General features: G+C 40.1%; 22 protein-coding genes. 11 read left to right on the plus strand and 11 right to left on the minus strand.

The annotated features are described in order from the left end of the window. Positions 1-16 precede the first annotated feature (16 nt). From norV to AKG98_RS00660, 3 genes are all read left to right on the plus strand, one after another. Positions 17-1,510 (plus strand): anaerobic nitric oxide reductase flavorubredoxin, encoded by a 1,494-nt coding sequence (norV, locus tag AKG98_RS00650; protein ID WP_067039823.1) that lies wholly within the window; start codon positions 17-19, stop codon positions 1,508-1,510. Then, a complete protein-coding gene (norW, locus tag AKG98_RS00655) occupies positions 1,507-2,670 on the plus strand; it encodes an NADH:flavorubredoxin reductase NorW (RefSeq protein WP_067039826.1) in 1,164 nt (387 codons plus the stop codon). Before norV ends, norW begins: the two co-directional genes overlap by 4 nt. A 411-nt stretch (positions 2,671-3,081) precedes the next feature. Beyond that, positions 3,082-3,960 (plus strand): AraC family transcriptional regulator, encoded by an 879-nt coding sequence (locus AKG98_RS00660; RefSeq protein WP_067039829.1) that lies wholly within the window; start codon positions 3,082-3,084, stop codon positions 3,958-3,960. 61 nt (positions 3,961-4,021) lie between these two features. Here the strand turns inward: AKG98_RS00660 and AKG98_RS00665 are convergent, their stop codons facing one another. The 4 genes from AKG98_RS00665 to AKG98_RS00680 form a co-directional block, all read right to left on the minus strand. After that, positions 4,022-5,512: a carboxypeptidase M32 gene (locus AKG98_RS00665; protein ID WP_067039832.1), complete on the minus strand. Its 1,491-nt coding sequence runs from the start codon at positions 5,510-5,512 to the stop codon at positions 4,022-4,024. 36 nt (positions 5,513-5,548) lie between these two features. Next, positions 5,549-6,373 (minus strand): SDR family oxidoreductase, encoded by an 825-nt coding sequence (locus AKG98_RS00670; RefSeq protein WP_067039834.1) that lies wholly within the window; start codon positions 6,371-6,373, stop codon positions 5,549-5,551. Positions 6,374-6,530: 157 nt separating this feature from the next. Further along, on the minus strand, positions 6,531-7,508 hold the full coding sequence (locus AKG98_RS00675; RefSeq protein ID WP_067039837.1) for a DUF2333 family protein: 978 nt from the start codon (positions 7,506-7,508) through the stop codon (positions 6,531-6,533). 125 nt (positions 7,509-7,633) lie between these two features. Next, positions 7,634-7,909 (minus strand): hypothetical protein, encoded by a 276-nt coding sequence (locus AKG98_RS00680; protein ID WP_067039840.1) that lies wholly within the window; start codon positions 7,907-7,909, stop codon positions 7,634-7,636. Between the two features lie 234 nt (positions 7,910-8,143). Here AKG98_RS00680 and AKG98_RS00685 point away from each other — a divergent pair, with 234 nt between their 5' ends. From AKG98_RS00685 to hemF, 3 genes are all read left to right on the plus strand, one after another. After that, complete coding sequence (locus AKG98_RS00685; protein ID WP_067039843.1) at positions 8,144-8,923, plus strand: DeoR/GlpR family transcriptional regulator; 780 nt, start codon at positions 8,144-8,146, stop codon at positions 8,921-8,923. Between the two features lie 34 nt (positions 8,924-8,957). After that, a complete protein-coding gene (locus AKG98_RS00690) occupies positions 8,958-9,722 on the plus strand; it encodes a ParA family protein (protein ID WP_067039846.1) in 765 nt (254 codons plus the stop codon). 153 nt (positions 9,723-9,875) lie between these two features. Further along, the gene (hemF, locus tag AKG98_RS00695) at positions 9,876-10,778 is read left to right on the plus strand and encodes an oxygen-dependent coproporphyrinogen oxidase (protein ID WP_067039849.1); all 903 of its coding nucleotides are present in this window, start codon (positions 9,876-9,878) and stop codon (positions 10,776-10,778) included. Between the two features lie 40 nt (positions 10,779-10,818). Here hemF and AKG98_RS00700 read toward each other — a convergent pair whose 3' ends face one another. After that, a complete protein-coding gene (locus AKG98_RS00700; RefSeq protein ID WP_067039851.1) occupies positions 10,819-11,388 on the minus strand; it encodes a CoA pyrophosphatase in 570 nt (189 codons plus the stop codon). Positions 11,389-11,591: 203 nt separating this feature from the next. Then, positions 11,592-11,936 (minus strand): tyrosine-type recombinase/integrase, encoded by a 345-nt coding sequence (locus AKG98_RS21775; RefSeq protein ID WP_083543845.1) that lies wholly within the window; start codon positions 11,934-11,936, stop codon positions 11,592-11,594. A gap of 209 nt (positions 11,937-12,145) precedes the next feature. Here AKG98_RS21775 and AKG98_RS00705 point away from each other — a divergent pair, with 209 nt between their 5' ends. After that, positions 12,146-12,799 carry a beta/gamma crystallin domain-containing protein gene (locus AKG98_RS00705; RefSeq protein ID WP_067039854.1) on the plus strand — a complete coding sequence of 218 codons (654 nt, stop codon included), beginning with the start codon at positions 12,146-12,148 and terminating at the stop codon, positions 12,797-12,799. Positions 12,800-13,319: 520 nt separating this feature from the next. Here AKG98_RS00705 and pabB read toward each other — a convergent pair. Continuing rightward, on the minus strand, positions 13,320-14,714 hold the full coding sequence (gene pabB / locus AKG98_RS00710) for an aminodeoxychorismate synthase component I (RefSeq protein ID WP_067039859.1): 1,395 nt from the start codon (positions 14,712-14,714) through the stop codon (positions 13,320-13,322). A gap of 296 nt (positions 14,715-15,010) precedes the next feature. Here pabB and AKG98_RS00715 point away from each other — a divergent pair, with 296 nt between their 5' ends. The 3 genes from AKG98_RS00715 (at position 15,011) to AKG98_RS00725 (ending at position 19,847) form a co-directional block, all read left to right on the plus strand. Next, positions 15,011-16,519 (plus strand): fumarate hydratase, encoded by a 1,509-nt coding sequence (locus AKG98_RS00715; protein ID WP_067039862.1) that lies wholly within the window; start codon positions 15,011-15,013, stop codon positions 16,517-16,519. A gap of 306 nt (positions 16,520-16,825) precedes the next feature. Next, on the plus strand, positions 16,826-17,473 hold the full coding sequence (locus AKG98_RS00720; RefSeq protein WP_067039865.1) for a TetR/AcrR family transcriptional regulator: 648 nt from the start codon (positions 16,826-16,828) through the stop codon (positions 17,471-17,473). A gap of 85 nt (positions 17,474-17,558) precedes the next feature. Further along, complete coding sequence (locus tag AKG98_RS00725) at positions 17,559-19,847, plus strand: acyl-CoA dehydrogenase (protein ID WP_067039868.1); 2,289 nt, start codon at positions 17,559-17,561, stop codon at positions 19,845-19,847. A 183-nt stretch (positions 19,848-20,030) separates the two neighbouring features. On the opposite strand, the gene pyk is transcribed toward AKG98_RS00725, so the two are convergent. Then, positions 20,031-21,467: a pyruvate kinase gene (gene pyk, locus AKG98_RS00730; RefSeq protein WP_067039870.1), complete on the minus strand. Its 1,437-nt coding sequence runs from the start codon at positions 21,465-21,467 to the stop codon at positions 20,031-20,033. Between the two features lie 177 nt (positions 21,468-21,644). Further along, positions 21,645-22,493 (minus strand): MurR/RpiR family transcriptional regulator, encoded by an 849-nt coding sequence (locus AKG98_RS00735; protein ID WP_067039873.1) that lies wholly within the window; start codon positions 22,491-22,493, stop codon positions 21,645-21,647. A 369-nt stretch (positions 22,494-22,862) separates the two neighbouring features. Between AKG98_RS00735 and AKG98_RS00740 the strand changes: the two genes are divergently transcribed. After that, positions 22,863-24,230 carry an L-serine ammonia-lyase gene (locus AKG98_RS00740; protein ID WP_067039876.1) on the plus strand — a complete coding sequence of 456 codons (1,368 nt, stop codon included), beginning with the start codon at positions 22,863-22,865 and terminating at the stop codon, positions 24,228-24,230. 53 nt (positions 24,231-24,283) lie between these two features. On the opposite strand, the gene AKG98_RS00745 is transcribed toward AKG98_RS00740, so the two are convergent. Together AKG98_RS00745 and flgM are read right to left on the minus strand one after the other, a co-directional pair. After that, complete coding sequence (locus AKG98_RS00745) at positions 24,284-24,706, minus strand: flagella synthesis protein FlgN (RefSeq protein WP_228140170.1); 423 nt, start codon at positions 24,704-24,706, stop codon at positions 24,284-24,286. Between the two features lie 24 nt (positions 24,707-24,730). Continuing rightward, positions 24,731-25,045, minus strand: a complete 315-nt coding sequence (flgM, locus tag AKG98_RS00750) for a flagellar biosynthesis anti-sigma factor FlgM (protein ID WP_067039882.1) — start codon at positions 25,043-25,045, stop codon at positions 24,731-24,733. Positions 25,046-25,084 lie beyond the last annotated feature (39 nt).

The raw sequence follows: 25,084 nt of genomic DNA on the forward strand, positions 1-25,084 counted from the left end.
TTAATTGGAATACAATATGGCTATTCATGTAAAAAATAATATTTCTTGGGTTGGACAGCGTGATTGGGAAGTGCGTGATTTTCACGGTACTGAATTTAAAACAGAAAAAGGCACTAGTTATAATAGTTATCTTATTCAAGAGGAAAAGACGGTACTGATTGATACGGTTGACCACAAGTTCTGCTACGAATTTATTCAACAATTAGAACTGGAAGTTGATCTTAACAAAATTGATTACATTGTGATTAATCATGCTGAAGAAGATCATGCAGGTGCATTAGCTGCGTTATTAAATAAAATACCGAACACCCCTATTTATTGTACTGAAAATGCGATTGACTCAATTACTGGTCATCACCACCACCCAGAGTGGAACTTCAACGTGGTTAAGACGGGCGATAGTTTAGATTTAGGTAATGGTAAGCAGCTGGTCTTTATTGAAACACCCATGTTGCATTGGCCTGACAGTATGATGACGTATATGACCGGTGATGCGATTCTGTTTAGTAATGATGCATTCGGTCAGCATTATTGTGATGAACGTTTATTCAATGATGAAGTTGATACCAAAGAGTTAATGGATCAATGTTTACGTTATTATGCCAATATTCTTACTCCGTTTAGCCCGCTCGTTACCGCAAAGATTAAAGAAATATTAGGCTTTAATTTACCCGTCGATATGATCGCGACAGCACACGGTGTTGTGTGGCGTGATAATCCGATTCAGATCATTGAACAATATCTGGCGTGGGCAGATAAATATCAAGAAGATCGCATCACTATTTTTTATGATTCTATGTCGAATAATACTCGCACGATGGCGGATGCTATTGCACAGGGCATTCATGAGGTGGATAGTAATGTTGCGGTGAAAGTATTCAATGTGGCACGTCATGATAAAAATGAAATTTTATCGAATGCCTTTATTTCCAAAGGCATCTTAGTGGGTTCATCAACGATGAATAATGTGATGATGCCTAAAGTCGCCGCCATGCTTGAAGAGATTACTGGTCTGCGTTTTAAAAATAAAAAAGCGGCGGCATTTGGCAGTTATGGTTGGACTGGTGGGGCGATTGATCGCATTGAAAACCGACTGCATGAAGCGGGCTTTGCACGTTACCCAAGTCTTAAAACAAAATGGAAACCAGATGGTAAAGCGATATTAGCATGCCGTGAATATGGACGCACGCTAGCGAAAGAGTGGGCGTTAACAAATCATACGGTTGCAGATGTAGTCGCACCCGTAAAAAATCAAGCTGTACTAGAAAAATCTCCGCAGACCGTTGCAGTTGAAAAGTCAATACCAGAAAGTGCAGTGGCACAGTTTGACGCAGAGAGTTCGATGTTATGTACTGTATGTCAGTGGGTATATGATCCTGCGCAAGGAGAACCAAATCAAGATATTGCACCGGGTACAGCATGGTCAGACGTACCTGATTATTTCCTTTGTCCCGAGTGCGGTTTAGGTAAAGATGTGTTTGAAGAGATAAAAACTAAGGATACAGCATGAGTTCACCCATCGTTATCATAGGCAGTGGATTTGCTGCTTATCAATTAGTTAAATCAATTCGTCGGTTAAGCAAGGAACAAGCAATCATTGTGATCACTGCTGGCAGTGGTGATGATTATGTCAAACCGGAACTGAGTCATGTATTTAGCAAAAAATTGACTGCGCAAGATATGGTTAAGCAAAGTGGGATAGATTTTGCGGCTGAATATAATATTATCCTGATGAAAAATACCTATGTTGATGAAATCAATCGCACGGAAAAAACAGTGAGTTGTCACGGTATCGAGATAGCATACGATAACTTAGTACTTGCTACGGGGGCACAATCGTTTGTGCCATTTGTTGATGGGGATGCTGCCAAAGAGATTATTACGCTGAACAGTCTGGATGAATATCAGCAGTCACAGGAACAATTAGCGAATGCTAAATCTGTATTAGTTGTTGGCGCTGGCTTAGTTGGAACTGAAATTGCGATGGATTTAGCCATCGCTCATTATGATGTCATATTAAGCGACCGGTCAGATTCATTACTGCCGAATTTACTACCTGAATTTATATCATCTCAGCTGTATCAAGCAATGAGAAGGCAGGGAGTTCAGTTGCAGCTGGGTAATGAACTCAGCAAGATGACAAAAACGGATGCTGGTATCGAGGTTCGTTTTAAGAGCGGACATAGCGCCAAGGTTGATTGCGTGGTGTGTGCAGCTGGTTTGAAACCTAATACTACATTAGCGAGTCTGGTTGGACTCGCGGTCAATTGTGGTATTGTTGTTGATAAGCAATTAAGAACAAACGATCCACATATTTTTGCAATCGGCGATTGCGCTGAGATTGACGGTAAACATTTGGCTTTCTTACAGCCAATAATACTCAGTGCTAATGCGTTAGCAAAAACGCTAACGAATGCCGCGACGAATGTGATTTTTCCTGCGATGTTAGTCAAAGTTAAAACGCCGCTATATCCTATTCAATTAAGTGGGAATACCACTGCGGCAGATGCGCGTTGGCAAGTAGAATTTACTACCTCGGGAATGACTGCAAAGGCTTTTGATCGTGATGAGGTGTTAATGGGTTTTGTGGTGACGCAGGCAAACATGCCTGAAGCGTTTAAGTTATTACGCTTGTTACCTAACGTACCCCAAGTGGCTAAAATATTATAAGACGATTCTTAAATAATTTAAAATTGAAAGCAGCAGGCGATAGAAGTTAGCCTGGTGCTTGTTCGATTAAATCACTACTGCTTAATAGAAAAGTATTTTATTAAGTCTTGGCTATAATCTTCTATTGATGTGTATCCGTAGTACTTGAGTGCATCATTACTGTCAATACCGTATCCATAGGTAATTAGTCCAATCCATTCACTACGGTTTTCGATAATTAGTTGATTAATTCTGTTTATTAAAGCATTCATATTATTATCTCCAGTTGAGTCGTTCACTTACTTTCAAGTTTACTCTGTTGGCGACAACACATGAGTGTTACCCATCCACATAGCAATACTATTCGCTCATTAGTTACGTTATCATTACTTATTAGTACTAATCAGTATTATTGTTCTATAGGTCGAGTATATGAAAGAATATATTGAGAAGGTACCGCAACGTATTGGAGTGTCTTGGCGGTATAAGAAAGTATTGGAAGAAGTAAAAAATTTTGATTGGCACCAACATGAAGAATATGAAATTGCCATACACCGCAATTTTAATGGGCTAAGTCTTATTGGAAACTATTGCAGCGATATCAATCATAATCACATGGTATTATTAGCGCCAAGTATCCCACATGCATTTTGCTCTGATAAACTGCCGATATCGCAGCGTTGTGAAACGCACGTGTTATGGTTTAAAAAAGAATGGATCGAGCAGTTAATCTATTGCTGCAGCGAACTCAAACCATTACGTTCTGTTTTAAGCGAAGCGCAAAAAGGCATACAGTTTTCACATACGACTGCAGAGCAAGTTTTCTTGTTGCTAGATGACGTGTTATTACTCAATCCCGTTGAGCAATTAGCAACTTTAATGCGTGTTTTTTCGCTTTTAATTGATGATGAACAGCAAACGCCATTGTTATTGAGAAAGACCGTTCAAGGTGATCCGGATAATCACGTTGAAAATAAGCTTAGAAAGGCAGAAACGTTTCTTCTTAAAAATTTTCAGCGTCCTATTTATCAAGCGGATTTAGCGCGCCATTTATATGTTAGCGAGAGTACGATTAGACGGTTTTTCTTCAAACATTATAAAGAAAGTTTTTCACAACATTTGATGAAAATTAGGTTAAACGTTGCCTGTGAACTGCTCGTTAACACTCAATTACCAATAAATATAATCATGGAAAAAGTGGGTTACTTTAATCAAGCCAACTTTAATCGTCAGTTTAAAGCCTATAAGCACGTGCCCCCAAATAGCTACCGAAAAGCATTGAAACTGTTAGATGATGGTAAACAAAACTAAAAAGGCCGCGAACTTGAAGTTGCAGCCTTTTTATCGTTTATTCATTTAAATTAAATGGGCATTACAAATAACGCGCCTGTAAATGGGTTTTAAAGTGCGCAGGGTTTAATGTTTCACCTGTAGCTTTAGCGACTAAATCATTGGTACTTAGCAATGATGCATTTTGCCAAATATTGGTTTTAAGCCAGTTAAAGATAGGCGATAAATCACCACTGGTAATGATTGCTGGCACATCCATCTGTTGGTTAATCGTCGCCATGAACTGCGCCGCATACATAGCGCCAAGTGTATAAGACGGGAAATAACCAAAGCTACCATCAGTCCAATGTACATCTTGCATACAGCCATTACGGTAATTCCCTTTGGTATCTACACCAAGGTATTGCTGCATTTTAAGCGCCCACAACTCAGGAATATCATCAACTTCAATATCGCCATTCATCAATGCTTGTTCGATTTCGTAGCGTAACATTACATGGGCAGGGTAAGTGACTTCATCGGCATCAACACGGATAAAATCAGGTTTAACTCGGGTATAGCATTGGCTTAAATTCAGCGGGTTATAAATTGCTTTATCTGTGCCTGAAAATGCTTTTTGTATTTCTGGTGTTAGTAACGTTAAAAACTCTTTACTACGGCCTAATTGCATTTCAAATAACAAGCTTTGGCTTTCATGAATGCCCATCGAGCGCGCTTGACCTACAGGCAGGTGGTTCAATGCTTTTGGTAGACCTTGCTCATAACGTGCGTGACCCGTTTCATGGACCACCCCCATCAGGCTTTGGGTGAAATCATCTTCTTCGTATCTCGTTGTTATCCGCACGTCTGATGCAACACCACCACAGAATGGATGCGTTGATACGTCAAGACGACCATGATTAAAATCAAAACCGAGGATCTGCATGGTCTTTAAACCAAGCTGTTGTTGTGCTGCAATTGGAAAATGTCCTGTTGGCATGATGACATTGTCACTGCGTTGTTTTTCCTGGGCTGCGAGCGTTAATTCCGGTAACCAAGATTTTACTTCATCAAAAATAGGGTTTAGTTGTGCACTGGTCATGCCCGGTTCGTACAAATCCATCAAGGCATCGTAGTTACTGCAATTGTTAGCTTGAGCGCGAATACTGGCTTCTTCGCGAGACAGTTCTACAACGGTTTTTAAGTTTTTAGAAAAACCTTCCCAATCATTTTCTTTACGCTGAGTACGCCAAGCGTGTTCACATTTAGAGCCTGCGAGGGATTGAGCTGCAACGAGGGCTTCTGGTACGACATTGGCTTGTTGCCAGCTACGATCAATTTCGGCCAAGCTTGCTTGTTGTTCACTTGACAGGTTTTCAGTTTGAGCTTGGTTAATTAAGTCGGCCAGTTGTGGTGCGGTACTTTGCTGGTGGATCATGACAGCTAGTTCAGCCATTGCTTCAGAGCGTGCTTCATTACCGCCTGCTGGCATCATGGCTGCTTGATCCCAACCACAAATAGAAGATAGGTGGCTTAGGTTATGGATCTTTTTAAAGTGCTTAGATAACTCTTCATATGCTGAACTCGTTGTCATGTTAACTCCAAGGTTGAGACTATTAATAGGGGAATATCAGCCTGATTTAGCTAATATTTTATCTAATACTCTAAAGGGTAAAATACGTTTTAACAAGGCAAATAAATAGGTTGGAAAGGTCACGTAATAACGTACTTTCGGATTTTTGCTTTCTATCGCATGAATAAGTGCTTTAGTTACCGCCTCAGGGCCAAGGGTAAACTGACTGCTGACGTCTTTTTTACCTAACCGACTAATTTGCTGCTGGTAATCAGCACTGTGGATACTATTTTCGATATCAATATTGGCTTGAAAGGCTGACAATGAATTAGCTCTAAATTGGCTTACAATAGGACCAGGTTCAATAAGTGACACCTTGATTGGGGAATCCAATAACTCCAGTCTTAACGTGTCTGTTAGTCCTTCTAGCGCAAATTTACTTGCGTTGTATGCCCCGCGATATTTCATCGTCACTAAACCTAGAACTGAGCTGTTTTGAATAATGCGGCCGCGGCCATTGGCGCGCATTAATGGAATAATTTGTGTGGTTAGCTCGTGCCAGCCAAAGACATTGGTTTCAAATTGAACACGCAACGCATCTGTCGGTAAATCTTCGACAGCGCCCGGTTGACCATAAGCGCCGTTATTAAAGAGTACATCAATCTTACCATCGGTGAGTTGCGTTATATGTGCGACCGCAGCAGTAATAGAGGCTGTAGAATTTAAGTCCAATTGTACACTTTCAAAACCTTGTTCAATTAACTTAGTCACGTCTTGCGTCTTTCTCGCCGTTGCAAAAACACGATAACCTGCCGCTTTCAGGGTGACAGCAGCGTGATAACCTATCCCTGTTGAAGCGCCGGTAATTAATACTGTTTGCATTGTTTATATCCCCATGTTGCTTTGTGCTTAACGTATAATAAAGAGTTGATGGTTTTTTGTTAGGTATGCAGTTTGTCATGAATTTCAGACACAAAAAAGCCCGTTACTATTTTAAACATAGAGTGACGGGCTTAAGCGTTATTTATACCAACAAAGATTAACCTTGTTCTAGTAATCTGCGTAGGTCAATTACGGCCGCATTAGCACGAGACAGGTAGTTTGCCATTACCAGAGAGTGGTTAGCAAACATACCAAAACCAGCACCGTTTAGAATGATAGGGCTGCTTACAGGCTGAAGTGATGCCTCTAATTCAAGAATGATTTGGTCAACACTTGCCAGTGCATTCTTCTTCTCTAATACGCCTTTAAAGTCAATACGTGCTGCTTTTAAATAATGATATAGTGCCCAAGAAGAACCACGTGCTTCCCAGAATACATTATCGATTTCTAACCATGGTGTTTTAACGGTAGAACCAGATTCTGTGAATGTGGATTGCTCCGCGCCAAGATCTCCCGATAAATCAGTATTGATACGGTATTGACCAACAGATGCACTTAAACGTTGTGATAATGAACCAAGACGTTTTTCCACTTGTTTAAACCATTCTGCCAGGTTATCAGCACGCGCATAAAATTGTGCATTTTTTGATTGTGAATCGTTTAATTTATCTAGGTATGTTTGAAGATTAGAAATTGTTTTTTTGTATTCAGAATTGGCATTGGTTGGGAATAAACGTGTATGTTCAACGTTTAACGAACCGTGGGCTTTCTGTAGGTCTTTATTTTCAGTTGACTGCGTTTGTGAGCGGCTTAAGTCACGACGTAATACTAACATCAGATCACGTGATTGCTCTAATAATCCATATTCCCATGATGGCATGTTATCCATCAAGATCGCAGGTGGTAATACGGAATTACTGAGATAACCGCCATTTTTGTCGTCTAATGTTTGGAGTGTTTTAATCAGGGTGGCAGTGGTGTAAGAACCTACCGCAATATCAGCATTATTCTTAGTTAACTCTTCCGTGACTTGTGTTGGACTGAAATTAGCGGGTTCAGCACTCCAATAAATAGTCGTTGCATAAAAGATAATACTGACGGCAGCAATACCTGCAATGATTTTAGATTTACTCATCTGGTCGTTCCCTCGAATCATACATTAAGTTTAGTAATATTTACTCTAGTGTAACTCGCTGAAATGCTTGCAACAAGCCTAATCACAATATAATAAAATACAGGCCAATACTGACATAAAGTACGTTATGTTTTTTTAATTCTGACTACATGCATAATTTCTATCTTGAATCCTGCGACGTTTTCGACCTCAGGGTAATAAGTCAGATTTACGTATACGCCGGTTAATGATCTATAAGCCTTTTTGCGTTTAAATTTGAACGGTACACGGTGGCCTTCTATCATGACAGTATTGAGGTACCATTCGTCTTTTTCTCTTTGTACATGGGAAGTGACTTTTTGGAGTTCTGAATGGGTTAATCCGGGATGCTTGTTGAGTAATTTATCGGGATCGGAAGCCATTTATTATAGTCTCATTGTATTTTAGTTACTTGAATATAGACGTTGCTTGCAATGTTGAACTTGTTGACTGCAACTTGAAATTATCGATGTTCTGCCATGAGTATATCTCAAAATGGCGTTAAACTTTGTTTATTGACGCTATTTTTCAGGTTTACGGGTGTAAATATGATATAAACTAAGAGTAAATTTCAACTCCCTTTCGATAATTACATTAGGGGTAACAGGGAGAAAGATGTGAGACAAAATACACGTCATCAAAAAATAATTTCGCTGGTTAAAGAAGAAGGGTTTGTCAGTACTGAAGTCTTAGTTGAACATTTCTCAGTCAGCCCACAAACAATCCGTCGAGATTTAAATGAATTAGCGGATAAAAACTTGGTTCGCCGTCATCATGGTGGCGCCTCATTACTAGAAAGCAGTGTAGTTAATGATACATACGTTAACCGCAAACAAAAAACAGCTAAAGGTAAAATGAAAATAGCGCAAGCGATGGCGGAACGCATTCCTGATGGTTCATCGTTATTTATTGATATTGGCACCACATCAGAAGCCTTAGCGCACGCATTACTTAATCATACTAATTTACGTATTGTTACCAACAACTTGAATGTTGCGACTATTTTGATGCAGAAGCCTGATTTTAGAGTGATTGTCGCTGGTGGTGAAGTACGTAATAAAGACGCCGGTGTTGTGGGTGAAGCAACGGTCGATTTTATTAAACAGTTTAGAATGGATTTCGGTATTGTGACTATCAGTGGTTTAGATATGGACGGTTCATTACTCGACTTCGATTATCAAGAAGTGCGAGTGACACAAGCGATTATCGAATGTTCACAAGAAGTATTTTTACCTGTTGACCACACTAAATTTGGCCGTAATGCTATGGTTAACATTGGTAATGTAAATCAAGTTAATAAATTATTTACAGATATCGAACCGCCAGAAGAACTTGCGAAGTTATTGTTGTTACATCAGGTCGAGTCGATAGTCTGTAAATCAACGTTAGAGAGTTAAACTATTAAATAATTATTAGAGAAGGGAGTGTCTCGTGATCCGTGTTGTTTTTAATCAAAAAGGTGGCGTAGGTAAATCTACGATCTGTAGTAATTTAGCTGCTATAGCTGCATCAGAAGGTAAGCGTACGCTTATTATTGATTTAGATAGTCAATGTAATACCAGCGCCTATTTATTAGGAAATGATTATAAGGTTGATTTTAGTGCTGCTGAGTTTTTTGAGCAGACATTAAATATTATTATGAAAGGGCGACCTTATAATGATTTTATCACGCCGACGCCATTTCCTAACCTTGCTATTATGCCAGCGTCAGAATTGCTTGGTGAATTGATTGTTAAATTAGAACAACGCCATAAGATCTATAAATTGCGTGATGCTATGGTGAAGTTAAGACGTGATTACGATGAGATTTACATCGATACGCCGCCAGCATTTAACTTTTATAGTTTGTCGGCCTTGATTGCCGCGGATACTTGTTTGATTCCCTTCGATTGTGATGATTTCTCACGTCGTGGTTTATATAGTTTATTAGCCAATATTGAAGAAACACGACAAGATCATAATGATAAATTAAGGGTAGAAGGGATTGTGGTTAACCAGTACCAAGGGCAAGCAAGTTTACCAAAAAAACTGGTTGCAGAATTAAGAGCGGAAAATTTACCGATTTTAAATACCCTGATCCACAGCTCAGTGAAAGTAAAAGAATCACATAATATTTCCCAACCCTTGATCAATTGTGCGCCTAAGCATAAAGTGACGCTGCAATTTTGCGATCTCTACGCTGAGATCTCTGCATAATATTTTCGATTGCTTTGGCTAAGGATATGAAGCCTTGGCTAAAGCGGTTTGACTTCTTTTCATACTCATTTGTGTGAGTGTATTTTTATTAATCATCTTTTTAGACAGCATTCGGCCTCAATGTTTGCTGTTTAAGTGATAAGCAAGGTAGTTATGTCAGTTAGTATTAATGACCTAGAATCATTTTTTCGTAATATCCAACAATCCATTATCACGGCTTTTCAGGCTGAAGAAACCAATGGCGAGTTTATCGCTGATCATTGGACCAGTCATCTCGGTCGGGGCACTAGCTGTGTATTACGCGATGGTGAAGTATATGAAAGCGCGGGTGTAAACTTTTCGATGGTAAGCGGCGATAAATTACCGGCAGCTGCATCGGCTAAACGTCCACAATTTACCGGAATGTCATATCAAGCGATGGGCGTGTCGGTAGTAGTTCATCCACGTAACCCGCATGCACCGACAAGTCATGCCAATGTACGCATGTTTATGGTGACTGATAACGACGGTCAACAGCACTGGTGGTTGGGTGGTGGTTTTGATCTAACGCCAATTCATTTGTACGCGGATGATGCCCGTCATTTTCATACTGCGGCGCGTGATGCTGTCGCTCCATTTGGTGATGAGCTGTACCCACAGTTCAAACAAGATGCAGATGAATATTTCTATATGCCACACCGTGAAGAATATCGTGGTATTGGCGGCATTATTTATGATGACCTGAATCAGTGGGACATTGAAAAAAGTTTAAGCTTTATTGAATCTGTTGCTAAAGGTTATACGCAAGCTTATGCGCCAATTATTGCTAAACGTAAAAATCAGCCGTACACAGAACAAGAACGCCAGTTCCAATTGTTCCGTCGTACTCGTTATGCCGAATTTAATTTGATTGTTGACCGTGGCACTATTTTTGGTCTGCAAAGCAAGGGGAGAACGAAGTCTATTTTGATGTCTATGCCTCCGCTTGCCAGTTGGCACTATGATGATCTAGAGCCGCAGAACGAGGCACAACAAGCGTTAGTTGATGTTGTTTCACAACCTCGGACTTGGCTATAGTTTTTATTTTGGGCCACGCTTAATTGCGTGGTTTTAACGTTCAATTCGAACGAATGTGTTTCGAAAAATCTTTAATTATCGCCGCTGTTGTTCCCCATATCGGATATTTACCCCAAGGCATAAAGGTGACTTCACGGTACTTACCTTTAAATAAACTTCTTTCGATAATGTGATTGTCATCATCGAGCAGGAAAGATAAAGGCACTTCAAATATTTCATCAACTTCATTGGGGTCAATCTTGGATTGGTAATCACTGTCGATCAAAGCCACGACGGGGGTGACATAATAGCGGCTAATCGTGACTCGACTGGGTAGTGTTCCTAATACGGTGATTTTATCGGCTGGAATACCAATTTCTTCATGGGTTTCACGTAATGCGGTGGCAATGGATGAACTATCGGTTTCTTCGGATTTACCACCGGGTAGCGCTATTTGACCACTGTGGTGGCGTAGATGTGACGCGCGACGAGTCAAAATTAAATTCAGTTCTTGCTCTCGTTCGACAATAGGAAATAGGACGGCCGCAGGCGTAAACATTTTGGATAATTTACTCACCGATTTACTGCCAGGCGACAGTACAAAACGTGAAGTTAAAGAATTAATATCCATACGCGTCCCTGCAACTAATTAAGTTGAAATAAGTACTTTAGTTTATTCACTGATTTATTACGTTCATTAACTAAAGTACTGGATGACTCATTTAAAGTATAGGTAATATTTTACTTATAAAGAGTTAGTATTTTATAATCTTTAAAATCAACCACTTAAATTTAATGCTTTTTACAGTGGCGATTAAGTGGCGATCCCATATTCTAACAGCCTTTTCTTTTCTTCATATCAACAGGGTTAAGCAATATCGCATCATTCAAATGTGACGGTGCGAAATGAGAATATGTCATCGTCTGCTTAATATTAGTATGGCCTAATATTTGCTGTAACACTAAGATATTGCCGCCATTCATCATAAAGTGACTTGCAAATGTATGCCGCAATATGTGGGGTGCTTGTCCTTGTGGCAATTCATCTATACTACTTTTTATCCTATCTCTAATGTCATTATAAGTGCAGGAAAATAATGGACCAGCAGCATCGCTGTGTATTTCGTTGTATAGGTCTTTTGAGATGGGTACCGTTCTGTTGCGTTTGCTAATGAACACTTAGCACACGAATAATGATTATTATGGCAAACAGTTATTGTTACTAAGTAATATTTCGGTGTTTGTACTATTGAATAAGCAATTACCTTATGTGATTTGCATCCCTAAAGTGTTACTTGGTGATTTAATTTTCTTTTAGTGTTGTTATATTTAATTGTGCTTTTAATTAAGACATTCTTTCAATATATAAAAGGGAAATTACACATATTATGGAAAACACTAAAATTACTGCTCGTACTGTATTATTCTTTTCAGATTTTAGCTTCGAAGGTTCTCAATATGGTCCTTATGAGGTTACTGATAAGGTGTATGACTGTGTTAGAGAAGGTTTCAATGACAAAGCTTATTCAGTTAAAGTTGGATCTGCTTGCTCTCTCCACTGCTGGGAACACCAAGGCGCAGCGGGTGTTTATCGAGAGTACAAAGAAGACCAGGCTAATATAAATGAACTCCATGGACTCTCTTGCTTTAAAATTGTTCCAGAAGAAAACCAAGTTGTTAAAATTCGTCTCATCGACCATTCAGGCTCTAATTCTAACGAATACACCTTGTTCGCTAAAATCGCAGGTAGCATTGGCGTTATGCCTGAAGTCATTACAACGTCTAATGATAATGATTATATTGCTGTTGGGGATATGACTCCTGAGCATGATATGTACATTTCGGTACAAGTTCGTGACACTGACCGTGCATCTAGCAATTATGGTGAATTTGTTGCTAATGGGGCGCTGTATTTTAAAACCGATGGTGTTGAAGCATCTGTTGATTGGGACGCTTCTCTGAATTATCCTAAAAATATGACTGTAGAGATTAAAGGTAACAATTTATTCAATTTGATCATTGATACTGTCAATTTTATGTAAACCAACGACGAGAATCGCGTTATAACCCTTTCGTCAGATTATTTTAACACTAACACGTATGGGTTGCATGTTTCACCATGTTAAGGCAAGTTTAAAATGTCACATCGGTTATTTATTTAGAAATGTCACATTGTTGATATCTTTAATCCCAAGATTAACTTGCCTTGATTTACTGCTCCAACATTACCACTGCGAATAACGAATTTTATGGTTAGTGGGGATAAATAGAACCGCTTGATTTCTTCATTACCTCTACAAAATATAATGTGTATTGACTAGGCTAGTACAATAACTTTAAGCCATTTTTGTCCAAATATAAGATAGAAGACGTTAATGAAATACTTTCTACCCCTGCACTGCGTTTGTATTAAACATTTTCACAGTCTGGATAACGGCGATTAAATGGCGGTCAACAGGTGACTTTGTGCAATTAAATGTAACTATATGCATAGCGAGGGGAATAGAATAAACATTGAAAAACAATGATTTACTTGTTTTTCAATGCGTTACCATTAATCAGCTAAAGAATAGGTAATATTTTTGCTAATTTATCGAATGTTTCTTGATATTCCTCTTCGCCTACCGAGTCTGCGACAATACCACCGCCAGCCCAGCAATATATCTCACCGCTATCACATAATAGAGTGCGGATAGTAATACTGGTATCCATATGCCCGTGTGCCGATAAATAACCGATGCTACCGCAATACAATGAACGACGATGGGGTTCTAATTCTTCAATAATTTGCATTGCTCTTATTTTTGGCGCACCAGTGATTGAGCCGCCAGGGAAACACGCTCGTAATAATTCACTTGGTTTTTTGTCTGCTGGCATCTGACCGATGACCGTGCTTACTAAATGATGGACTGCGGGAAAACTCTCGACATCAAATAATTTAGGAACACGGACCGAACCTGGTACTGCAATTTTACCAATATCATTACGCAGTAAGTCGACAATCATTAAATTTTCAGCTCGGTCTTTCTCTGCACTTTGCAATGCCTGTGCATTCGCACGATCAATGCTCGGATCTTGACTGCGTGGACGGGTACCTTTAATCGGCTTTGTCTCAATCTGCGTATCTTTAACTTGAATAAAACGCTCTGGCGAAATAGATAATATCGCTTTATCTTCGAGGCGCATAAATGCAGAGAAGGGCGCTTTATTATGCTGACTTAAAGTGCAGTAGGCTTGCCATTCATCGCCTTGATATTGATTGTTAAAGCGTTGGGCTAAATTAATTTGATAACAATCACCCGAGCGTAGATATTGCTGGATTTGATCAAATTTTTGGAGGTATGTCTGTTCTGACATATTAGAAATCCAGCTGTTTTTCAATTCAAATGTTGTTGCAGTTTTTTTGTCTGATAATTGTCTGCCTACACCTTGCTGTACTAACCAATCATAACGATCTTGCCAAGCTTGTTCGGCATTGTCACTAAATTGTATTTGCCATGCTTGTTGCTGCTTAATATCAACGACAATCGCCCAATCATATAAACCAACCGCCATATCTGGGAAGTTCAGATCGTCCTTGGCAAGGTTGCCAATTTTTTCAATATTTCGTCCTAAGTCATAACCCAAATAACCCAGCGCACCGGCAATGAAAGGTAAATCAACATCCAGCGTATGCGGTGCTATGTCGCCAATAAGTTGTTGGTTAAGGGTTTGTAATACTGAAAATGAATCTTCGGTGGTGACGGTTTTACCACTGGCCTGATTAATGGTTGTTTGGGTCTCTTCTGTGACGAGGGTTGCAATCGGATCCGCCACAATAATGTGGAAGCGACTATCAATGTGATCAACAGAACCTGACTCGAGTAAAATTGACCAAGGGGCAGCACTTAGCGGGGAAAAAAGTGAGTGAATGCCATTGCTAGGAAAGGCGATTGATTTTATTACAAGTGTTTTCATCGGTACAGCATATCCCTCAATTTTGATGCGCGCAGATTATCATAAATCGTCTGATTAATCTTGGCTCTAAGGCGATATAAAATGAATTCGGTGTTGCTATCAAGTTGTGCTGCTGTTGTTATTTCGTATAGATTAAGCACAGTTTTTAGTGGAGAGAAGTGATCAGCAAAGGTATGATAGAGAAAAATTTAGAAGTAAATACCTTAACGTTAACTATTTTGAGGCCGTTCTATTGCCTTGAACATGATAAATATAATAATTAGTTAGCACAGTGAGTAAGCAAAAGGGAGTTGACCATGAGTACAGTTATCCGTAAAGCGGACTTTATCGACAGTATTGCAGATTCGCTACAATACATTTCATATTACCATCCGCTTGATTTTATCCAAGCAATGGAAAAAGCCTACAACGCAGAAAAAAGCCAAGCCGCTAAAGATGCGATTGCACAAATCCTCATTAATTCACGTATGTCTGCGGAAGGTAAGCGTCCAATCTGTCAAGATACTGGTATTGTGACTTGTTTCGTTAAAATCGGCATGAATGTGCAGTGGGAAACGGATCAAACAGTGCAAGAAATGGTTGATGAAGGGATTCGTCGTGGTTATGGATTTGAAGGTAACCCACTCCGTGCTTCAATTGTCGCTGATCCCGCTGGCGCACGTAAAAATACCAAAGATAATACCCCTGGCGTCGTGCATGTCGAAATGGTACCTGGCGCGAAAGTTGAAGTGATGATCGCAGCGAAAGGCGGCGGTTCTGAAAACAAAAGTAAGATGGTGATGTTAAACCCGTCTGATGACGTTGCTGAATGGGTTGAGAAAACAGTTCCTACAATGGGCGCAGGTTGGTGTCCACCGGGTATGTTAGGTATAGGCATTGGTGGCACTGCTGAAAAAGCGGCAATCATGGCCAAAGAATCATTAATGGAACCGGTTGATATCCACGAGTTGATGGCGCGTGGTGCGGAAACAACGGATGAAAAAATGCGTTTAGACATTTTTGACCGTGTCAATAAACTCGGTATTGGCGCGCAAGGTTTAGGCGGAATGGCAACGGTATTGGATATTAAAATTAAATCTTGCCCAACTCATGCAGCATCAAAACCTGTCGTTATGATCCCGAACTGTGCAGCGACACGTCATACTCACTTTATCCTTGATGGTTCAGGTCCTGCAGAATTGCATGTACCAAGATTAGAAGATTGGCCTGAAGTGACTTGGGAAGTAAGCGATAGCGTTCGTCGTGTTAATGTTAATGACATCAAACCTGAGTCAGTACTCGAATGGAAAACCGGCGAAACGGTTTTATTATCAGGTAAGATCTTAACAGGTCGTGATGCGGCGCATAAACGTATTAAAGACATGTTAGACAGAGGTGAAGGCTTGCCAGAAGGCGTAGACTTTACTAACCGCTTTATCTATTACGTTGGTCCGGTTGACGCTGTGGGTGATGAAGTCGTCGGTCCTGCTGGTCCAACAACTGCAACACGTATGGATAAGTTTACCGATACTATGTTAGAACAGACGGGTTTATTAGGCATGATCGGTAAATCAGAACGTGGTCCTGCAACCGTTGAAAGTATCAAGAAGCATAAAGCCGTTTATCTGATGGCCGTTGGTGGCGCTGCGTATCTAGTATCAAAAGCGATTAAGAAGTCACGTGTTGTCGCGTTTGAAGACTTAGGTATGGAAGCGATTTACGAATTTGATGTTGTTGATATGCCAATGACAGTTGCAGTGGATACTAATGGTGTATCTGCACATGTCGAAGGTCCAGCTATCTGGAAAATAAAACTGAATGAATAACGCGAAAATAACGCATTAGTGTTTTAAAAAACTGTTTGAAAATGAATAAAGCGGCAACCTAGGTTGCCGCTTTATTCATTTTAACTGTGCTATTTTTAAGGAATTGAAGATAAATATCGGCGCTCGTGTTTATCTTTAAAACCTTAGCTGTGGATACCTACTAATGGGTGCTTTTTATTTTATATACGTAGAAAAATGCGAACTAGGGCAAGTTCAAAACATTTGTTTCAAACATTTGTTTACATTGTGTTGACATTTTGTCCGTCAGAACGTAATTTTAAAACGTTCGTTTAAAAAGGGTTAATTATGGTTAGTAAGTTGGATACAAAAACTCGCATTCTCGATGCAGCCGAAAGCTTGTTCGCTGAACATGGGTTTTCAGATACTTCTTTACGCTTGATAACTACACGAGCAAGTGTGAATTTGGCATCGGTTAATTATCATTTTGGTTCTAAGAAAGAATTGATTCAGGCGGTTATCGCCCGACATCTCGAACTCTTCATGCCTCTACTGAATGAGAAGTTAACCGCCTTATGTGCACAAGCTGAAAAACCATCGTTGTTAGATGTGTTTAACAGTTTTGTTGATCCGCTATTAGCGTTAGAGCAACAAAGTAAAAATGGTACCGTGATTTTTATGCAGTTGCTTGGTCGAAGCTATACTGATGAGCAAGGGCATTTACGTTGGTACACCACAACGCATTACGGTGAAGTCTTAGCCAACATAACTAAGGCTTTATTGAAAGCGAACCCAGCGTTGTCATCGCAAGAACTCTTTTGGCGATTACATTTTACCTTGGGTACAGCAGTATTTACGATGGGCTCAAGTGGCGCATTGATGGATATTGCGAAAGCAGATTTTAATCAAGATATTGATGTCGAGGGACTAATTCGTAAAGTGATCCCTTATTTGGCATCTGGAATGAATACCTCAACAGAAACTACAAGCATGTAGATGCAATTTAGCTATTTGGATGTTGTGAATTCAGATCCAAAGTTGTAAATACAGCATCAAAATAGTGAAACAAAAGGAAATCGTTATGAGCGCAATGAGTGAGTTTAGAAAGAAAAATATCACAGCACCATTATTTAAAGTGTTTAAGAGCATCTTGCCACCGCTTTCACAAACAGAGCAGGAAGCAATGGAATCTGGTAGTGTGTGGTGGGATGGTGATTTATTCGCAGGTAGCCCTGATTGGAATAAAATGCTTAGCTACCCAACGCCTAAGTTAACGAAAGATGAGCAAAGCTTCATTGATAACGAACTTAAAACACTAATGTCGATGCTGGATGATTATAAAATCGTTCATGAAGATCGTGATTTACCAAAACCAGTTTGGGATTTCATTAAATCAAACGGTTTCTTTGCGCTTATCATTCCAACAGAATACGGCGGTAAAGCATTCTCTGCTTACGCTAACTCAACAATTGTAACAACGATTGCTACACGTAGTTTATCTACGGCTGTAACAGTAATGGTTCCTAACTCATTAGGTCCAGGCGAATTACTTGCACATTACGGCACACAAGCAGAAAAAGATCGTTGGTTACCAGGTCTAGCAAACGGTACTGAAGTACCATGTTTCGCACTGACTGGTCCTGAAGCGGGCTCTGATGCTGGTGGTATTCCAGATATGGGTCGCGTTGTTAAAGAAGAATTTGAAGGTAAAGAAACGCTTGGTATCCGCGTATCGTGGAGTAAGCGTTATATTACGTTAGCACCTGTTGCTACTGTACTTGGTCTGGCATTTAAACTGCAAGATCCTGATGGTCTACTGGGTGACAAAGTTGATATCGGCATTACCTGTGCATTAATCCCAACGTCACACGAAGGTGTTGAAATTGGCGACCGTCACTTCCCAATGGGTCTGGCATTCATGAATGGTACCACTTATGGTGACGATGTATTCATTCCTATGGATTGGGTTATCGGTGGCGCACCAATGGTTGGTAAAGGCTGGCGTATGTTGGTTGAATGTCTATCTGCTGGTCGTGGTATTTCTTTACCCGCTCTAGGCAGTGCTTGTGGTCATTTAACTGCACGTATGACGGGTGCTTACTCATATGTACGTAAACAGTTTGGTTTATCAATTGGTAAATTTGAAGGTGTGCAAGAGTCTCTGGCTCGTATTGGTGGTCTAACTTACCAACTTGAAGCTGCGCGTAAATTTACAACAGGTGCACTAGATCTCGGTCAAAGTCCTGCGATTGTTACGGCAATCTCTAAATACCACATGACTGAAATGGCGCGTACTGTTATTGATGATGCACTTGATATACAAGCTGGTAGTGGTATTCAGTGTGGTCCTAAGAACTATTTAGCCAGCGCTTACTGGGGTATTCCGGTAGCGATTACGGTTGAGGGTGCAAATATCCTTACACGTAACCTAATGATCTTCGGTCAAGGTGCAACACGTTGTCACCCATATGTACTCGGTGAATTACAAGCGGCTGCAAATCCAAATGAAAAAGAAGGTTTAGCGCAATTTGACGAATTATTGTTTAAGCATATTGCCTTTGGTACGAAAAACTTCTTTGGTGCATTAGGTCAAGGTCTGACTGGTGGTCAGTTAAACTCTGCACCAGTATCGGGTCCAACGAAGAAATACTACAAACAACTTACTCGCATGAGTAAAGCATTAGCATTGTGTGCTGACGTATCTATGCTTGTGCTTGGTGGTGACTTGAAACGTCGTGAAATGATTTCTGCACGTTTAGGTGATGTACTAAGTAACTTGTACCTTGCGTCTGCAACGTTGAAACATTTTGAAGAGCAAGGTCGTCAAGCTGAAGATCTACCTATGCTGTCTTGGGCTATCGAACGTAACTTGTTTGAAATTGGTAAAGCATTTTCTGGTTTCTTCCAAAACTTCGGTAACAAAGCCATTGCGAATACACTTAAAGTGGTGGTATTCCCATTCGGCATCAGCTACAAAATGCCTGCTGATGATATTGCAAAAGATATTTGTAAAGTACTGCTTAAACCAAGCGAAGCGCGTGACCGTCTGACACACCTTTGTTATGTTGGTGACGAGAAAGATGCAAACACGGCAATGTTCGATATGGAATCTGCGTTCCAAGCTATGTATAAAGTGGAGCCAATCGAGAAGAAAATCGCGATTGCTGCATCTAAAGGTACTATTCCACGTAAGTTAGCTGCAAAAGTTGCTGCGCCACTTGCTGTTGAAAAAGGTATCATTACACAAGTTGAAGCAGACGAATTACTTGCTGCTGATGAACTACGTTTTGCTGCGATTAACGTTGACTCATTCACACCTGAAGAGTTTGCGGGTATTTCAAAAGTAATAAAAGACGATAAAGTAGCTTAAGTTTTAACTGAGCGACTCATTAAAAATCTAGCTTACGGGCTAGATTTTTAATAAATAAAAAAAACCGAGACTGCTATCAGTCTCGGTTTTTTTATGTCTGTATTATTTCTACAAGGTTAAGCATAGTTATAAAATGACGCTTAACCTTTATTCGTGCAGGACTCATTGAGTACAGGAATACAGTTATTTTACTTTTAGGATTTTACTGGTGTTGGTTGAACCAACGGTATCCATTTTATCGCCTAATGTGAACAAGATAATATCACCTGATTGCACTTGACCTGTTTCTTTAAGTACCGCGTAAGTACCTTCTACGATTTGTTCCTGAGATAAACCTTCCGTGTTAAATTGTAGTGGGGTTACACCACGGTAAAGGGCTGTCGCATTCAATGTTTTTTGATGTGGAGACAAGCAGAAGATCGGTAAGCCAGAGCTAATACGTGACATCAATAATGGCGTAGTACCTGACTCACTCAATGCAACAATAGCCTTTACACCTTTTAAGTGATTCGCAGCATACATCGTCGACATCGCAATGGTTTCTTCAATTGAATCGAATGTATACTCGATACGGTGGTTCGAGACATTCATGCTTGGGTGTGTTTCTGCACCTAAACATACTTCTGCCATTGCTTTCACTGTTTCTACAGGGAAGTCACCGGCCGCTGTTTCTGCAGATAGCATGACCGCATCTGTACCATCAAGAACCGCATTTGCCACGTCCATCACTTCTGCACGCGTTGGCATTGGGCTCGTGATCATTGATTCCATCATTTGTGTTGCGGTGATCACGACACGGTTATATTTACGTGATAAGTGGATCAGTGATTTTTGTACACCCACAAGTGCTGCATCACCAATTTCAACGCCTAAATCGCCACGTGCAACCATAATTGCGTCAGATGCGAGAATGATATCTATCATGCTTTCTTTTGTTGCTACAGTCTCTGCACGCTCAACTTTGGCACAGATTTTCGCATTAGAGCCCGCAGCACGAACAAGTTCACGCGCATAATTGATATCACTGCCGTTACGCGGGAAAGAAACCGCAATAAAGTCGACGTCAATTTTAGCTGCGGTTAGAATATCTGCTTTATCTTTGTCGGTAAGCGCTTCGGCAGATAACCCTCCACCTTGCTTATTGATACCTTTGTTATTTGATAATGGACCCGCTACCGTCACTTCTGTGTGGATCTGTTGACCTTTAATCTCGGTTACTTTTAACTGTACACGACCGTCATCAAGTAGCAGTACATCACCCGCGAAAACATCATTAGCTAGTTCTGGATAATCGATACTAACGCGTTCTTGGTTACCCGCTGTTTTATCAAATGTTGCGTCTAAACAGAATTTATCACCTAAATTTAGTTGGATCTTACCGTCTGTAAATTTAGATACACGGATTTTAGGCCCTTGTAAGTCACCTAAAATAGCCACGTGTTTATTGTGTTTTTTAGCAATAGCACGAACCTCTTCGGCACGCTTGATGTGGTCTTCCGCGTTACCGTGAGAAAAGTTCATACGTACCATATTGGCACCAGCAAGAATAATTTTTTCTAGATTATTATCGCGATCTGTTGCTGGACCTAAAGTGGTTACAATTTTAGTTCGACGTAACATAATGACTCCATATGAATAATGAGATGATATTTTAAAGTATGCTATTTAAATACTGTCAGACAAAAGGTGATCTTCAATCGTATTAGTATGCAAAAGGTTGATTACCGTTTGGTGACAAGAATAAGTAAAAAGTGACAGGGGAAATAAAAATGGCCACATATCAGCGGCCATTTTGGATTAATCTATTTTGTTAAAGCGTGAATCCTTGATTGCGGATTTTACTTTCTTCAAGTTCTCTCTGAACTTTTCACCGCGACGTAATGTGAAGCCTGTCGCCAGTACATCAACCAGTACCAATTGCGCGACACGTGATGCCATTGGCATATAAACGTCAGTATCTTCCATTACATCAAGTGAAATAACCAGATTCGAGTACTCTGCAAGTGGAGAATTTTCAGCTGTGATACCAATCACGATTGCATCATTTTCACGTGCGAGTTTCGCCACATCAACCATACTTTTAGTACGGCCTGTATGTGAGAACAATACCACTACCGAGTCTTCAGTACTGTTAATTACACTCATGCGTTGCATCATAATGTCATCAAAACAAATGACGGGTACGTTGAAACGGAAGAATTTATTTTCAGCGTCACGGGCAACCGATGCCGAAGCACCTAAGCCGAAAAACGAAATTTGTTTCGATTGAATAAGCAGATCAACCGCTTTATTAATTATTTCTGGATCTAAGCTGTTTTTTGCTAAGTCTAAGTGAGCGATTGTGGTTTCAAAGATCTTCTGAGTATAAACTTCTGGGCCATCGTTTGCTTCTACGTTTCTGTTTACGTATGGGGTACCGTTGGCTAAGCTTTGCGCTAAATGCAATTTAAAATCAGGGTAACCTTTGGTATCTAGACGACGGCAAAAACGGTTAACTGTCGGTTCACTTACATCTGCAACTTTGGCAAGTGTCGCAATACTTGAATGAATAGCTGATTGCGGAGATTCTAGAATAACATCAGCAACCTTTTTTTCAGACTTACTGAATATTTCTAAATTTTGGATTATTTTTTCGAGCATACTCATGATATTTCCCTGGCAAGCTCCGCAATGGGCGCATGATAAAGTAATGAAGGTTAATGCGAATCTATAGCGGCATTATAAACCTTGCTGGATATTTATTACGTGAATTATGTAAAAAATATGAAGTAAGTCGAACTATTATTACATTTTTTACTTATGTTTAGCATCGTTCCATATGTTTTTGTGACTTTATTATGGTTAAAGCAGCTTAAACAGCATAAACGTGGTGCTAATGACGATTTTACAGGCAAAGTATATGTAGGTTTATAACTAATTATAGTCGTAATATTTGTTCAAAATAGTAATTAAATTGCACAAACAATCATGTGCTATACCTACAGTAAGTCATATTCATTAATCAGGGAGTATTTTATGATCAGTACCTTTGATATGTTTAGTATTGGTATTGGGCCGTCGAGTTCACATACTGTTGGTCCTATGCGCGCTGCATTTGACTTTTTACAACAGCTTAAAGCACTCAATAATCGTGAACCTATTTTAGGTATTAACGCTGCACTCTTTGGTTCGTTAGGACAAACAGGTGTTGGTCATAGCAGTGATATTGCTGTTATTTTGGGGCTAGCAGGTTATGAGCCAGACAAGATCGATTCTGAGCTAGTGCCCGCTATATTAACGAAAATAGAGGAACAACAAGGCATTGACCTGAACGATATTGGCTTTGTGCCTTTTACGCGTGCTGAAAACATCATACTGCACCAGCGTAAAACTTTGTCTTATCACAGTAATGGGATGACGATAACTGCTTTAAGCCAAGATAATATTGTATTGAGTAAGACATATTATTCAATTGGCGGAGGTTTTATTCTTGACCATGACCACATCGAACAGCCATTGGAAGTGAATGCCCAAACACCGCCTAAATATAAATTTGATAGTGCTGATGAACTCCTCACTATTTGTCGATTACACGGCTTATCTATTGCCAAGCTTATGTATGAAAATGAGCGCCAATTAAATCCCGATGATGTCATCAACAAAAAGCTATTACAGTTGCATAGCATCATGGTTGATTGTATTCATCGAGGTTGTCGTAATGAAGGGATTTTACCCGGTGGTTTAAAGGTTCGCCGTCGTGCACCTGGATTATACCAGCGATTACAAGCGCCAGATGCCAAAGATGATACGTTTCACGGCATGGACTTTGTTAATATGTATGCGATGGCTGTTAATGAAGAAAATGCGGCTGGTGGACGTGTTGTTACGGCGCCGACCAATGGTGCTGCGGGTATAATTCCTGCGGTGATGTATTTTTATGATCAGTTCGTTAGCCCGTTAACGGAAGAAAAAATAAAAAACTACCTATTAACCTGCGCCGCAATTGGTACTTTATATAAGAAAAATGCCTCTATTTCTGGTGCTGAAGTGGGTTGTCAGGGCGAGGTTGGTGTTGCTTGCTCTATGGCCGCAGCTGGCTTGACGGCTATAAGGGGCGGGACACTTGAACAAGTCGAGCACGCTGCTGAAATTGGCATGGAACATAATTTGGGGCTGACTTGTGATCCGGTGGCAGGCTTGGTACAGATTCCTTGCATCGAACGTAATGCGATTGGTGCGGTGAAAGCGATTAATGCGTCACGGATGGCGCGTATGGGATCTGGAGACCACAAGGTATCGCTTGATCAGGTGATTAAAACCATGAAAGCCACAGGTGATGATATGAAGAATAAATACAAAGAGACATCGAAAGGTGGTTTAGCGATTAATGTGACGGTTTGTTAACTTAAATGTGACAGTAAAGGGAATTAAATCAGAGGGTTCAGTAAGGCGCTGGCTCAGGATTTGAATGTTAGCCCCAGTGTCGAAGATGATCCGCGAGTACGGCCTAACTTATCATAGGTAATATTATTACGTGAGCGACTGCGGATGATCGTATCGGTTAGCCGTTTGGCATTACGCAGATTGAGTTCAATCAGTTTACCATTAACGTCATTTAATTCTTGGCATTGAGTAAGTTCAGTTTCAATTTGTTGTTTTTGAGAGAGATAGGTAGACAATAATTCAGCAGCATCAGGGTGCTGGTTTATTTGGACATCAAGTTCGGCAATTTGGGTTATTTTTTGTTGCTTATCTTGACTGAGTTTTTCTAGTGCCGTGACGTCGCGTGACTCTAACGCTGATTTTTCAGCTGTCAGTAGAGCCAGTAATTGTTCTACATAAGATACTTGTAAAACGAGTAATTCGGGTAATTCTTGCATTTTCATGTCTGTTACGGTACTCGGTTATGCAAGTAAAGATTCGAAGTTAGACATATTCTTTGCTAATTTATTCGCATCAACGTGATAGCTACCATCAGCAATGGCCTTTTTCAAACTCTCGACTTTCGATTCGTTAACAGGTGTACCTTGAGCTAAATCATGTTCCATAGCGGTCAAACTTTTGGCTTGTGATGTAATGTTAACTGAGTCGCCTTGTGCTATACGTTGCGGTGAAGTTTGAGTCGGATTACCATTTTGAACTCTGGTTTTCTGCTGCGCACTTCTTGCTTGATCTAGCTGGAGACTACGGTTATTTAAATTGGTTAAATTTATGGCCATTTTTCTACCTATTGAATTGTAAACAGGTGTACTAAAAGA

It is taken from the genome of Moritella sp. JT01 (genome assembly GCF_001574435.1).
GTDB lineage: Bacteria > Pseudomonadota > Gammaproteobacteria > Enterobacterales > Moritellaceae > Moritella.